Source organism: Shinella sp. NM-101, from assembly GCF_021401195.1.
In the GTDB taxonomy this organism is placed as follows: domain Bacteria; phylum Pseudomonadota; class Alphaproteobacteria; order Rhizobiales; family Rhizobiaceae; genus Shinella.
Genome location: NZ_JACBFT010000005.1, coordinates 242,353 through 254,386, shown reverse-complemented (window position 1 = coordinate 254,386; position 12,034 = coordinate 242,353). Strand labels below are relative to the sequence as shown.

Here is a 12,034-nt window from a genome sequence, read left to right as displayed (position 1 = left end):
CCGGGACGTTAGCAGAAGAAAAAATACCTGCGACGAAATTTGTGGAATCGCGAGAAAATTCAATCGATTTTGTCCGGAACAGGTCAATATTGCTGTCGTTTCGTCATGAAAATCGGCTTTTCTCGTCGAAAAGCAGCCCGAAACCGTCCGGAGCCGCCCGATGCGGCCATCCGGCGCGGAAGGATTTTCGGTGCCGGCGTTGACAGGCATTGCCCCCCTTGCGATCACTCGCCGTCAGGAAAGGGAGCCGGCTATGAACGAGAGCGACAAGGGCACCGTCATCGTGATTTCGAGCCATGTGGTGCGGGGCACGGTCGGCAACCGGGCCGCCGTCTTCGCGCTCGAGACGCTCGGCCATCCGGTCTGGGCGCTGCCGACCGTCATCCTGCCCTGGCATCCCGGCCACGGCCGCGCCACGCGCGTCGCCATATCCGCGGAGGATTTCGACGCGATCATCTCCGACCTCATCCGCGCGCCTTGGCGCGGCGAGGTGAAGGCGGTGCTGTCGGGCTATCTCGGCAGCGCCGCGCAGGCCCGCTCCGTCGGGCGGCTTGTCGAAAGCCTGCGGGCGGACAATCCGGACCTTCTTTATATGTGCGATCCGGTCTGCGGCGACGATCGCGGCCTCTACGTGCCGGAAGAGACGGCGGTGGCGATCCGCGACTGCCTGATCCCGCTCGCCTCCGTCGCGACGCCGAACCGGTTCGAGCTTGCCTGGCTTGCCGGCGCGCCGCTCGAGACGAATGCGGCGATCATGGACGCGGCGCTCTCGCTCGGTCCCTCGCGCATGCTCGTCACCTCCTCGCTGGCGCTGATGGCCGGCAGCACGGGCAATCTCTATCTCTCCGGGCGCCACGCGCTCCTGGCCGAACACCGGCTCGTGCCCAACCCGCCGAACGGAACCGGAGACCTCCTGTCGGCGATCTTCCTGTCACGCCTGATGGAGGGCCTGCCGGAGGAGCGGGCCCTGATGACGGCGACGGCCAGCGTCTTCGAGATCGTCGCGCGCACGGCCAAGCGCGGTGCCGACGAGCTGACGCTGGAGCAGGACGCTTCCAGCATCGCGACGCCCATGGCCATGGTGCACATGCGCCGCCTCGTGCACCCGGCGCAGACCCGTCGTCCCTGAACATCCGGTCTTGCGCCGCATGCTTCGGAGTGGTTTATGCACATCCGGATGGGGCCTCATCCGGTAGATCGCTCGCACGGGGTATTCCGACACCATGAACCGCTTTCCCGATCGTCTTCTGAATGGCTACCGCAACTTCATGTCCGGGCGCTATGCCGAACAGTCGGCGCGCTACAGGGCGCTGGCCGAGACCGGGCAGAAACCCAAGACGCTCGTGATCGCCTGTTGTGACTCGCGGGCCGCGCCGGAGACGATCTTCGACAGCGGGCCGGGCGAGCTCTTCGTCGTGCGCAACGTGGCGAACCTCGTGCCGCCCTACGAGCCGGACGGCCAGTTCCACGCCACCTCCGCCGCGCTCGAATTCGCCGTGCAGTCGCTGAAGGTCAGCGACATCCTCGTGATGGGCCATGGCCGCTGCGGCGGCATTTCCGCCGCGCTCGACCCGGATGCCGAGCCGCTCTCGCCCGGCGATTTCATCGGCAAATGGATGGGCATGCTCAAGCCTGTCGCCGAGCAGATCCAGGGTGCCGAAATGCTGACCCAGGCCGAGCGCCAGCGCGCGCTGGAGCGCGTCTCGATCCGCAATTCGCTTGCCAATCTGCGGACGTTCCCCTGCGTTCGCATCCTCGAAGAGAAGGGGCGTCTCCAGCTCCACGGCGCCTGGTTCGACATCTCGACCGGCGAGCTCTGGATCATGGACGGCGCCACGGGCGACTTCAAACGACCGAGTGCATGACAGAAAGCCGGCGCGGTTTCCCGCGCCGGCTTTCGAATGCCGTGGATGCCGGCTCAGTTGCCGTCGATTTCCGCACCGATGATGGCGATGGCGCGCTGGTAGACGCTGGCAGCGTTCCAGCCCTGCAGGGCGCCGAAGTTCGACTGGCCGGGCTGGTAGCCCGCACCGGCGCTCCAGCCGTGGCCGCGCAGGAAGTTCGCCGTCGAGGCGAGCGCGTCGGCCTTCGAGCCGACGAGGTCGATGCGGCCGTTGCCGTCGCCGTCGACGCCGTATTTCAGCACGTTCGCCGGCAGGAACTGCGTCTGGCCGATTTCGCCATGCGCCGCGCCGCGCGCCGTCGTGCTCAGCGTGCCGTTCTGCACGAGTTGCAGGGCGGCATAGAGCTGGTTGGTGAAATATTCCGGGCGGCGGCAGTCATAGGCGAGCGTCGCGACGGCCGAGAGCGTGTGCTCCTTGCCGAGGAAGCCGCCGAAGCCGGTTTCCATGCCCCAGATCGCCAGCAGCGGGCCGGCCGGCACGCCATAGCGCGCCTCGATGCGGTTGAAGAGGGCGGCGTTCTGCTGCTTCAGGCTCTTGCCGCGGCGGATGATCGCCTGGCCGCCGCGCTTCTGCATGAACTGTTCGAGCGAGAGCTTGAAGCTCTTCTGGCCGCGGTCGGCGCGGATCGTGGCGCGGGCGTAGCCGACATTGGCGAAGGCCTTGTCCAGCGTCGCGCGGCTGATGCCGCGCGCGGCCGCCTCACCCTTGAAGGCCTCGACCCAGGCCGGGAAACCGCTCGCATCGTTGCCGCACCTGGCAGCCTCGGCCGCCGCCGGCAGCGCCGCCGTGGCGATCATTGCGGCCAGAACCCTGGCCACGCTCTTTGTCATGCCCATGAAAAACCCCGTGATCTCGTCAATTCCGCTGCGGGAGCATGGCATGCTCCCCTTTTGCTGTCACCGCACCTTGCCGTGAAATCGTCCAAAACGAAATCCCGATTGCCCTTGGACGGGACAACCGGGACTTTTATTTATAACCTGTTAACGGAACGTTGCCATTTTTACCGAAATGCAGTTTCCGGTCAGGCGGCCTGCTTCTTCGCCTTGATCAGGCCGCGGGCGACCAGCAGCTCCGCGATCTGGATGGCGTTGAGCGCCGCGCCCTTGCGCAGGTTGTCGGAGACGACCCATATGTTGAGGCCGTTCTCGACGGTGGCGTCCTCGCGGATGCGCGAGATGTAGGTGGCGTCCTCGCCGGCCGATTCGTACGGGGTGATGTAGCCGCCGTTCTCGTGCTTGTCGATGACCTGGCAACCCGGCGCCTCGCGCAGGATCTCGCGGGCCTCGTCGGCGGTGATTTCCTTCTCGAACTCGATGTTGACCGATTCGGAATGGCCGATGAAGACCGGGACGCGCACGGCCGTGCAGGTCACCTTGATCTTCGGGTCGAGCATCTTCTTGGTCTCGGCGAGAACCTTCCACTCTTCCTTCGTGTAGCCGTCTTCCATGAAGCTGTCGATGTGCGGGATGACGTTGAAGGCGATGCGCTTGGTGAACTTCTTCGATTCGATCGGGTCGGCGACGAAGACGGCGCGGGTCTGGTTGAAGAGCTCGTCCATGCCGTCCTTGCCGGCGCCAGAGACGGACTGGTAGGTCGAGACGACGACGCGCTTGATCGTGGCGCGGTCATGCAGCGGCTTCAGCGCGACGACGAGCTGGGCGGTCGAGCAATTCGGGTTGGCGATGATGTTCTTGCGGGTGAACTGGGTGATGGCGTCCGGGTTCACTTCCGGAACGATCAGCGGCACGTCGGCGTCGTAGCGCCAGGCCGAGGAGTTGTCGATGACCACGCAGCCCTGCGCGCCGATCTTCGGCGAATACTTCTGCGAGACGGTGCCGCCGGCCGACATCAGGCAGATGTCGGTGTCGGAGAAATCGTAGTTCTCGAGGTTCTGCACCTTCAGCGTCCTGTCGCCGAAGGAGACTTCGGTGCCCTGCGAGCGGGCGGAGGCGAGCGCCACGACCTCATCGGCCGGGAAGCCGCGCTCGGAAAGGATGTTCAGCATCTCGCGGCCGACATTGCCGGTCGCGCCGGCGACTGCGATCTTGAAACCCATGTCTAAAGCTCTCTTTCTCTGTCTCTCCGCGGGTCAGGAGGTAAAACCCGCCGGCCGTGACGCGGGTTTCGGTCCCCGGCCATACCGGGGAGAGAGCGGTGGGCCAGAGACGTCAGACGGTTTTCGTCGTCGTTTTGGCCGTTGTTTTGGAAATGGACACGCAATGGCGAACCCGTCCGGCGTTGAAGGCCGGAGCGATCATGCGGGCGATGGCGATCCCAAAGCGATACATGGCGGTTCCCTTGCGTGCGTGCTGAATACGCTCATCTGGCCAAGAGTCAAGCGTTCCGTGGCCGATCGGGCGTTTCACGGCCGCTGCCCCGCATTCGCGACTTAAGTCGTACACCGAAAGTCATAAGCCCAAAGCAGCGCTGATATGACAATTGGTTTTCTGCCATCCTTTCATCAGGCGCACCCTGCCCGGCGTTTTTAGGGAGAAACACCGGACCGCATACGGGCTGCCCCGATACGCCGTTTTTGTGGAGGACAAACAAATGGCCAATGTTTCGACCGTGGGCAACGCCAAGGCGGCGCCCATGACGGGCGAGCAGAAGAAGGTGATCTTCGCCTCTTCGCTCGGCACCGTCTTCGAGTGGTACGATTTCTATCTTTACGGTTCGCTGGCGATCTATATCGGCGCCACCTTCTTCAGCCAGTATCCGGAGACGACGCGCAACATCTTCGCGCTGCTCGCTTTCGCTGCGGGCTTCCTCGTGCGTCCGTTCGGCGCCCTGGTGTTCGGCCGTCTCGGCGACATCGTCGGCCGCAAGTACACCTTCCTCGTCACCATCCTGATCATGGGCTTCTCGACCTTCGTCGTGGGCCTCCTGCCCGGCGCCGCGACGATCGGCATCGCCGCGCCGATCATCCTGATCGCGCTGCGCATGCTGCAGGGCCTGGCGCTCGGCGGCGAATACGGCGGTGCTGCGACCTATGTCGCCGAGCACGCCCCGCACGGCAGGCGCGGCTACTTCACCTCGTGGATCCAGACGACGGCGACGCTCGGCCTGTTCCTGTCGCTGGTGGTCATCCTCGCGGTGCAGTTCATCGTCGGCAAGGAAGCTTTCGCCGCCTGGGGCTGGCGCATTCCGTTCCTGGTGTCCGTCGTCCTGCTCGGCGTTTCCGTCTGGATCCGCATGAAGATGAACGAATCGCCCGCCTTCGCGAAGATGAAGGAAGAGGGCAAGGGCTCCAAGGCACCGCTGACGGAAGCCTTCGGTCAGTGGCGCAACGCCAAGATCGCGCTGCTTGCGCTGTTCGGCGCCGTCGTCGGCCAGGCCGTCGTCTGGTATTCCGGCCAGTTCTACGCGCTGTTCTTCCTGACGGGCGTGCTCAAGGTCGACGGCCAGTCCGCCAATATCATGGTGGCGGTCGCGCTGCTCATCGGTTCCGGCTTCTTCGTCTTCTTCGGCTGGCTGTCCGACAAGGTCGGCCGCAAGCCGATCATCATGGCCGGCCTGCTGCTCGCCATGCTGACCTACTTCCCGCTGTTCAAGGCCATGACCTGGGCCGGCAACCCGGCACTGGCCCAGGCCCAGGCGACGATCCGCGCCACGGTCACCGCCGCCCCGGGCGACTGCAAGTTCCAGTTCAACCCGACCGGCACGGCGAAGTTCACGACCTCGTGCGACATCGCCACCTCGTTCCTGACGCAGAACTCCGTTCCCTACGACGTCGTCACCACGGCGCCGGCCGGGACGGCCGCCACGGTCAAGATCGGCGAAGAGACGATCACCAGCTACGACGCCGTCGCTTCCGGCGACGACGCCAAGGCGCACGAGGCGGCCTTCCGCAAGGGCATCAACATCGCGCTTCACGATGCCGGCTATCCGCTGGTTCGCGGCGCGGCGAAGGTCCCCGACTCCAAGCTGGACGCCTTCATCGCGGCCAACCCGGAACTCGGCCTCGATGCGGCTGCCGTTCGCGGCGGCGAGAAGGCCACCATGTCCTCGGCCGATCTCGTTGCCGGCAAGCTGCTGACGGCGGAAGAAGCCGCCGGGGCCGCCGACATGCCGGTCTATACGGTCGACAAGGGCGGCGCCTTCACCATGGTCGCCGATCCGGCGCAGGTGAACTGGATCATGACCATCGCCGTGCTGACCGTCCTCGTGATCTACGTCACGATGGTCTACGGCCCGATTGCCGCCCTGCTGGTCGAGCTCTTCCCGACCCGCATCCGCTATACCGGCATGTCGCTGCCCTACCATATCGGCAACGGCTGGTTCGGCGGCCTGCTGCCGGCAATGGCCTTCGCGATGAGCGCGGCCAAGGGCGATATCTACTACGGCCTCTGGTACCCGATCATCTTCGCGGGCATCACGCTGGTCATCGGCCTTCTCTTCCTGCCGGAAACGAAGGACCGCGACATCCACGCCATGGATTGATCACCCCCTTCCGATGAATTCATGGCGAGCCGGCCCGTGGCGACACGGGCCGGTTTTTCATTCGGCGGGCGGTGGCAGCAGGGACTTCGGCAGGGGCCAACCACGCGCATCCAGGCGGAAGAGCCACGCCTTGCGCGCGAAGACATAGGCGGTGGCAATCGCCGTCCACAGCCCCAGCAGCAGGCCGGCAGCGACGTCGCTCGGATAATGCGCGCCGACGATGACGCGCGAGACGCCGATCGCCAGCGCGCCGAGGAGGAAGAGCGGGCGCAGCCGCGGCACCAGCATGGAGAAGGCGCCGAAGAAGGCGCCGACGGCCGCCGAGTGGCCGGAGGGAAAGCTGGAATAGAGATCGTCATAGGCAAAGGGCGTGAGGCTGTAGGCGCCGTATTCGGCGAAAAGCTCCGGCCGCGCCCGCCCCACGATCAGCTTGACGAGATGGACGAGCGCGCTCGTCGCGCCGATCGTCAGAAAGAAGTAGAGCGACAGCCGCCCGCCGGTCCTCGCCCGTCCCGCCGTGCTCTCGTCGGCGCTTGCCCGGCTGACGACATAGGCGAGGATGACGAGGAAACCGGAGCCGTAGATCATCCAGCGGAAGGTGCCGAAATCGGTGATGCGCTCGTTGAAGGCGACCACGGCGCCCGGCAGTCCCCGGGCGCGCTCCGACAGCAGCGGATCGAAGGGGACGAGGGCCACGACCAGAACGGCGGTGGCGGCGAGGATCCAGAGCGAGGAGGTCGCGAGCGATCGGTTCATGGTCATCCCTTGATATGGCGTTGCTTCCATGTGCTGGCCGCTGCCGGCAATTCAAGGGACGCAAACGAAAAAGGCTCCCGGAGCACCTGCGCCGGGAACCTTTCAAGCGGATATCGGCCCCCTCATCCGCCTGCCGGCACCTCCTCCCCGAGGGGAGAAGGGGAACACGGCCGGGGCTGCATTTCTCCTTCTCCCCATTGGGGAGAAGGTGGCCCGAAGGGTCGGATGAGGGGGATTTTCTCAGGCGGAGAGCTTCCTGAAGGCGGCGAGGATGGCGTCGCCCATTTCGCCGGTGCCGACCTTGCGGCAGCCTTCGGCCATGATGTCGCCGGTGCGGGTGCCGCTGTCGAGGACTTCGGCGATGGCCTTTTCCAGGTTGTCGGCGTCCTCGACCATGTTGAACGAGTAGCGCAGGCACATGGCGAAGGAGGCTATCATGGCGATCGGGTTGGCGATGCCCTTGCCGGCGATATCGGGTGCGGAGCCGTGCACGGGCTCGTAGAGGGCCTTGCGCTTGCCGGTCTTGGCGTCCGGCGCGCCGAGCGAGGCCGACGGCAGCATGCCGAGCGAGCCGGTCAGCATGGCCGCGACGTCGGAGAGCATGTCGCCGAAGAGGTTGTCCGTGACGATGACGTCGAACTGCTTGGGGGCACGCACGAGCTGCATGCCGCCGGCATCGGCGAGCATGTGCTCGAGCTGCACGTCGGAATAGCTGCGCTTGTGGGTTTCCGTCACGACCTGGTTCCAGAGCACGCCGGACTTCATGACGTTGCGCTTTTCCATCGAGCAGACGCGGTTATTGCGCGTGCGGGCCAGCTCGAAGGCGACGCCTGAGATGCGCTCGATTTCGTAGGTGTCGTAGACCTGCGTGTCGATGCCGCGCTTCTGGCCGTTGCCGAGGTCGATGATCTCCTTCGGCTCGCCGAAATAGACGCCGCCGGTCAGCTCACGCACGATGAGGATGTCGAGGCCCTCGACGAGCTCCGGCTTCAGCGAGGACGCATTGGCGAGCGCCGGGTAGCAGATGGCCGGGCGCAGGTTGGCGAAGAGCTTCAGGTCCTTGCGCAGGCGCAGGAGGCCGGCTTCCGGGCGCACCTCGTAAGGAACGGCATTCCACTTCGGGCCGCCGACGGCACCGAACAGCACGGCGTCGGCCGCAAGCGCCTTCTCCATGTCGCCTTCCGAGATCGCCGCGCCATGGGCGTCATAGGCCGAGCCGCCGACGAGGCCTTCGTCGGTCTCGAAACCCGCGCCGCGCTCGGCGTTCATGTAGGCGATGATCTTGCGGACTTCCGCCATGGCTTCCGGGCCGATGCCGTCGCCTGGCAGAAGGAGGAGGGTACGCGCTGTCATGGGATTTTCCTTGATGTCACGGAAAGGGTCGCGCGCTTCTTAGCGCAACTTCCGTTCAAGGAAAATCGCCGAAAGGAAAGATTTTTGCGCGGGATGTTCAGCCTCGGCGCAGCGCCGTGACCTCGATCTCGATCCGCATTTCCGGGCGGATCAGATCGCAGACGATCATGGTGGCGGCGGGGCGGATGGCGCCGAACGTCTCGCCGAGGATCGGGAAGACGCGGTCGGCGAAGGCCGCCTCGGTCACGTAGTAATGGCAGCGCACCACATCGGCGAAGGAGAAGCCGGCGTCTTCGAGGACCCTGCCGATGGTGGAAAGGCAGTTGCGCGTCTGGTCCTCGACGCTTTCGGGCATGGTCATGGTGGCATAGTCGTAGCCGGTCGTGCCGGAAACGAAGCACCAGTCGCCCTGAACAACGGCGCGCGAATAGCCCGCCGTCGTTTCGAAGGGGGAGCCGGACGAGATCAGCCGGCGCACCGGATCAGGCCCAGGGGCGCGCGGACGCGTTCTGCTTCTCGAAGCTGTCGATGGCGGGCGCCTTCTCCAGCGTCAGGCCGATGTCGTCGAGGCCGTTCAGCAGGCAATGGCGGCGGAAGGCGTCGATCTCGAAGCCGATGCGGCCGCCGTCGGGGCCGGTGATTTCCTGAGCTTCCAGGTCGACCGTCAGGATGGCGTTGGAGCCGCGGCTGGCGTCGTCCATCAGCTTGTCCAGGTCTTCCTGGCTGACGACGATCGGCAGGATGCCGTTCTTGAAACAGTTGTTGTAGAAGATGTCGGCGAAGCTCGTGGAGATGACGCAGCGGATGCCGAAGTCAAGCAGCGCCCAGGGGGCGTGCTCGCGCGAGGAGCCGCAGCCGAAATTGTCGCCGGCGACCAGGATCGTCGCGTTCTGGTAGGCAGGCTTGTTCAGCACGAAGCTTTCGTTGACGCTGCCGTCCTCGTTGTAGCGCGCTTCGGCGAAAAGGCCCTTGCCGAGGCCGGTGCGCTTGATCGTCTTGAGGTAATCCTTCGGAATGATCATGTCCGTGTCGATATTGACGACGGGAAGCGGCGCGGCGACGCCGGTCAGCTTGACGAACTTGTCCATGCGGAAACCCTCGAAATGCGGTGATGTCGGTTGGCCAAGCGTTTAGATCAGTTTCCCCGGAATTTGAAGGAGAATCTTGATCGCCGGCCGCAAACGCAAAAGCCGGGCGTGCTTGACGCCCGGTATCCCTTCAGGGGAAAACCTCGTCAGAGGTCGATGATCGTGCCGCGGCCGTCGTTCCAGATGCGCGGCTCGCGCTGTCCGGGCGCCCTGCGGTCGTTGCGGGCGGCGGCGCGCACGGGGGCCGGCTGGAGCTTGTTCGCAAGCATGGAGCCGAGCATCAGCACGGCGACGATGCCGGCGATGGCAAGGCCGACGGAGGCGGCGAACAGGAACGTCGCGCCGGCGACCAGCATGGCGAAGACGGTGAAGACGATGGAGCGGATGCGCTGCATTTTGATTTGCCCTTTCTCTGTCAAGCAATGTGGGGGGCGATTTTGTCCATTGCAAGGCCGAATTTCGTAGCGCTTGCGACCTGCGGCAAAGCGCGTCACAAAGAACGGATGAACAGGACACCGCACCACCATCCGCTTCGCCTGCGCCGCTCGGTGCTGAGCGTTCCCGCCGTCAATCCGCGGGCGCTCGCCAAGTCCGCCGCGCTCGATTGCGACGCGATCATCTTCGACCTGGAGGATTCGGTGCTGCCGGAAAAGAAGGCGGAGGCGCGAGCCGCGCTCGCCGCGCATTTCTCGACGCTGGACCGGTCGTCCGGCTGCGAGCACGTCATCCGGATCAATCCGCTCGATGGTCCCGACGGGGCGCTCGACCTTGCAACCGTGCTCGACTGCATGCCGGACGCGGTTCTGCTGCCGAAGGTGTCCGAGCCGCAGGACGTGCTCACCGTCGCCGACTGGCTCTCCGAGGCGGGCGCCGACGACGGGCCGCGCCTGTGGGCGATGGTCGAGACGGCCGCCTGCATCCTCAACCTTGCCGCCATCGCCGAGACGGGGCGCACCCATGGCGGACGGCTCGACTGCTTCGTCGTCGGGCTCAACGACCTGCGCAAGGAAACCGGCATCGCCGACATTCCGGGCCGTCCTTTCCTCGTGCCGCTGCTGCTTCAGGCGGTGGTGGCCGCCCGCGCGTCGGGGCTCGACGTCCTCGACAGCGTCTTCAACGACTTTGCCGACGAGGAGGGGCTGCGGGCGGAATGCCGGCAGGGCCGCCAGATGGGCTTCGACGGCAAGATGCTGATCCATCCGACGCAGATCGCGATCGCCAACGATGCCTATGGCGTGACGGAGGCCGCGGCCGCGGAGGCGCTCGCCATCGTCGCGGCCTTCGCCGCGCCCGACAATGCCGGCAAGGCCGTCGTCAACATCGCCGGCCGCATGGTCGAGAAGCTCCATGCCGAGCAGGCGGAGCGCCTCCTCGCCAAGGCGGACCTCATCAACGAGAGAAAGAAAAACGCATGAAAGTCTACCGCTTCCTGACCGGCCCGGACGATGCCTCGTTCTGCCACAAGGTGACGCTGGCGCTGAACAGGGGCTGGGAGCTGCACGGCTCGCCGAGCTATGCCTACAATGCCGAGGCGAAGCTCATGCAATGCGGCCAGGCCGTCGTGAAGGACGTTCCGGGCAAGGAATATACGCCCGATATCAAGCTTTCGGAGCAGTAAGGGAGCGCTGCAGGGAGCCGGTCGGTATCGACTGGCAGCGTTTCAAACCCGCTCACCTCCCCGTCGTCATCCTCGGGCCTGACCCGACCATCCATCACCGTCACGGCAAGTGGATCCTCGGGTCAAGCCCGAGGATGACGACGGAGAGGTGAGCGGCTCGATGAATTCGGCCCTTACCCCGCCGCGATTTCCGTGCTCGCCTCGATGCGTTCCATGTCGTCGTCCGACAGGCCGAAATGGTGGCCGATCTCGTGGATGAGGACGTGGGTGACGATGTCGCCGAGGGTTTCCTCGTTCTCCGCCCAGTAATCGAGGATCGGGCGGCGGTAGAGGGTGATGCGGTTGGGCATCTCGCCGGTCTCGACGGTGAAGCGCTCGCTGATGCCGCGGCCCTCGAACAGGCCGAGCAGGTCGAAGGGCGTTTCCAGCGCCATGTCCTCGAAAACGTCGTCGCTCGGGAATTCGGAGATCTCGATGATGAGGTTGCCCGTCAGCGCCCGGAACTCCTCCGGCAGGTGGCCATAGGCCTCCAGCGCCAGGGATTCGAACGTGCTGATCGTCGGGGCATGGCGGTTGCGCCAATCCTCGGTCTGGTCAATGCGGGCCATGGGCTCTCCTTTGCCCGTCATATAGACGATTTCCAGCGTTTTTCGAGGGTCGAATTTGCATGCCGGGACCATGGGATACGCGCAGGCGCGCACCTGCCCGGGGCGATTCGATCTTTTCCTGTCCGCTCCCGGACGGGCGGGATGGGCAACGGGCCGTCCGGGAGCGCGTTTTGCAACAAAATGTGATCGGTCAGTTTGCCGCAGGTCTCGCCGCGGTTTTGGCCATGGCGTCACCGATAACTGCATGAAAAGACGATATTTTTATTC

General features: G+C 65.1%; 14 protein-coding genes. 5 read left to right on the top strand and 9 right to left on the bottom strand.

Annotation, left to right across the window (positions count from 1 at the left end):
- Positions 1-253 precede the first annotated feature (253 nt).
- Positions 254-1,129: a pyridoxal kinase PdxY gene (gene pdxY, locus L0976_RS12600; protein ID WP_234187620.1), complete on the top strand. Its 876-nt coding sequence runs from the start codon at positions 254-256 to the stop codon at positions 1,127-1,129.
- A 94-nt stretch (positions 1,130-1,223) separates the two neighbouring features.
- Positions 1,224-1,865: a carbonic anhydrase gene (locus L0976_RS12595; RefSeq protein ID WP_203316916.1), complete on the top strand. Its 642-nt coding sequence runs from the start codon at positions 1,224-1,226 to the stop codon at positions 1,863-1,865.
- A 53-nt stretch (positions 1,866-1,918) separates the two neighbouring features.
- Here L0976_RS12595 and L0976_RS12590 read toward each other — a convergent pair whose 3' ends face one another.
- From L0976_RS12590 to L0976_RS12580, 3 genes are all read right to left on the bottom strand, one after another.
- Positions 1,919-2,740 (bottom strand): lytic transglycosylase domain-containing protein, encoded by an 822-nt coding sequence (locus tag L0976_RS12590; RefSeq protein ID WP_203316915.1) that lies wholly within the window; start codon positions 2,738-2,740, stop codon positions 1,919-1,921.
- A 185-nt stretch (positions 2,741-2,925) separates the two neighbouring features.
- Positions 2,926-3,960: an aspartate-semialdehyde dehydrogenase gene (locus L0976_RS12585; RefSeq protein WP_203316914.1), complete on the bottom strand. Its 1,035-nt coding sequence runs from the start codon at positions 3,958-3,960 to the stop codon at positions 2,926-2,928.
- A gap of 112 nt (positions 3,961-4,072) precedes the next feature.
- Entirely contained in the window at positions 4,073-4,270 is a 198-nt protein-coding gene (locus tag L0976_RS12580; RefSeq protein ID WP_203319923.1) for a hypothetical protein, read from the bottom strand.
- A 184-nt stretch (positions 4,271-4,454) separates the two neighbouring features.
- On the opposite strand from L0976_RS12580, the gene L0976_RS12575 reads away from it, so the two are divergent.
- Positions 4,455-6,344, top strand: coding sequence for an MFS transporter (locus L0976_RS12575; RefSeq protein ID WP_203316913.1), 1,890 nt, complete (start codon positions 4,455-4,457; stop codon positions 6,342-6,344).
- Between the two features lie 57 nt (positions 6,345-6,401).
- Here L0976_RS12575 and L0976_RS12570 read toward each other — a convergent pair whose 3' ends face one another.
- The 5 genes from L0976_RS12570 to L0976_RS12550 all read right to left on the bottom strand — a co-directional run bounded on the left by L0976_RS12570 (position 6,402) and on the right by L0976_RS12550 (position 9,936).
- Positions 6,402-7,100, bottom strand: coding sequence for a phosphatase PAP2 family protein (locus L0976_RS12570; RefSeq protein ID WP_234187619.1), 699 nt, complete (start codon positions 7,098-7,100; stop codon positions 6,402-6,404).
- Positions 7,101-7,340: 240 nt separating this feature from the next.
- Complete coding sequence (leuB, locus tag L0976_RS12565) at positions 7,341-8,453, bottom strand: 3-isopropylmalate dehydrogenase (protein WP_234187618.1); 1,113 nt, start codon at positions 8,451-8,453, stop codon at positions 7,341-7,343.
- A gap of 97 nt (positions 8,454-8,550) precedes the next feature.
- Positions 8,551-8,931 carry a RidA family protein gene (locus tag L0976_RS12560; protein WP_203316910.1) on the bottom strand — a complete coding sequence of 127 codons (381 nt, stop codon included), beginning with the start codon at positions 8,929-8,931 and terminating at the stop codon, positions 8,551-8,553.
- 4 nt (positions 8,932-8,935) lie between these two features.
- Positions 8,936-9,541 (bottom strand): 3-isopropylmalate dehydratase small subunit, encoded by a 606-nt coding sequence (gene leuD / locus L0976_RS12555; protein ID WP_203316909.1) that lies wholly within the window; start codon positions 9,539-9,541, stop codon positions 8,936-8,938.
- A 146-nt stretch (positions 9,542-9,687) separates the two neighbouring features.
- Positions 9,688-9,936, bottom strand: a complete 249-nt coding sequence (locus L0976_RS12550) for a hypothetical protein (protein ID WP_203316908.1) — start codon at positions 9,934-9,936, stop codon at positions 9,688-9,690.
- Between the two features lie 108 nt (positions 9,937-10,044).
- On the opposite strand from L0976_RS12550, the gene L0976_RS12545 reads away from it, so the two are divergent.
- Positions 10,045-10,956, top strand: a complete 912-nt coding sequence (locus L0976_RS12545) for a CoA ester lyase (RefSeq protein WP_234187615.1) — start codon at positions 10,045-10,047, stop codon at positions 10,954-10,956.
- Entirely contained in the window at positions 10,953-11,159 is a 207-nt protein-coding gene (locus tag L0976_RS12540) for a DUF1737 domain-containing protein (RefSeq protein WP_234187613.1), read from the top strand. The genes L0976_RS12545 and L0976_RS12540 overlap by 4 nt, the downstream gene beginning before the upstream one ends.
- Positions 11,160-11,332: 173 nt before the next feature.
- On the opposite strand, the gene L0976_RS12535 is transcribed toward L0976_RS12540, so the two are convergent.
- Positions 11,333-11,767, bottom strand: a complete 435-nt coding sequence (locus L0976_RS12535) for a metallopeptidase family protein (protein ID WP_203316905.1) — start codon at positions 11,765-11,767, stop codon at positions 11,333-11,335.
- Positions 11,768-12,034: the final 267 nt, after the last annotated feature.

Coding starts and splice junctions, on each gene's coding strand:
- pdxY (WP_234187620.1), top strand. CDS start 254: ATGAACGAGAGCGACAAGGGCACCGTCATCGTGATTTCGAGCCATGTG.
- L0976_RS12595 (WP_203316916.1), top strand. CDS start 1,224: ATGAACCGCTTTCCCGATCGTCTTCTGAATGGCTACCGCAACTTCATG.
- L0976_RS12590 (WP_203316915.1), bottom strand. CDS start 2,740: ATGGGCATGACAAAGAGCGTGGCCAGGGTTCTGGCCGCAATGATCGCC.
- L0976_RS12585 (WP_203316914.1), bottom strand. CDS start 3,960: ATGGGTTTCAAGATCGCAGTCGCCGGCGCGACCGGCAATGTCGGCCGC.
- L0976_RS12575 (WP_203316913.1), top strand. CDS start 4,455: ATGGCCAATGTTTCGACCGTGGGCAACGCCAAGGCGGCGCCCATGACG.
- L0976_RS12570 (WP_234187619.1), bottom strand. CDS start 7,100: ATGAACCGATCGCTCGCGACCTCCTCGCTCTGGATCCTCGCCGCCACC.
- leuB (WP_234187618.1), bottom strand. CDS start 8,453: ATGACAGCGCGTACCCTCCTCCTTCTGCCAGGCGACGGCATCGGCCCG.
- leuD (WP_203316909.1), bottom strand. CDS start 9,541: ATGGACAAGTTCGTCAAGCTGACCGGCGTCGCCGCGCCGCTTCCCGTC.
- L0976_RS12550 (WP_203316908.1), bottom strand. CDS start 9,936: ATGCAGCGCATCCGCTCCATCGTCTTCACCGTCTTCGCCATGCTGGTC.
- L0976_RS12545 (WP_234187615.1), top strand. CDS start 10,045: ATGAACAGGACACCGCACCACCATCCGCTTCGCCTGCGCCGCTCGGTG.
- L0976_RS12540 (WP_234187613.1), top strand. CDS start 10,953: ATGAAAGTCTACCGCTTCCTGACCGGCCCGGACGATGCCTCGTTCTGC.
- L0976_RS12535 (WP_203316905.1), bottom strand. CDS start 11,767: ATGGCCCGCATTGACCAGACCGAGGATTGGCGCAACCGCCATGCCCCG.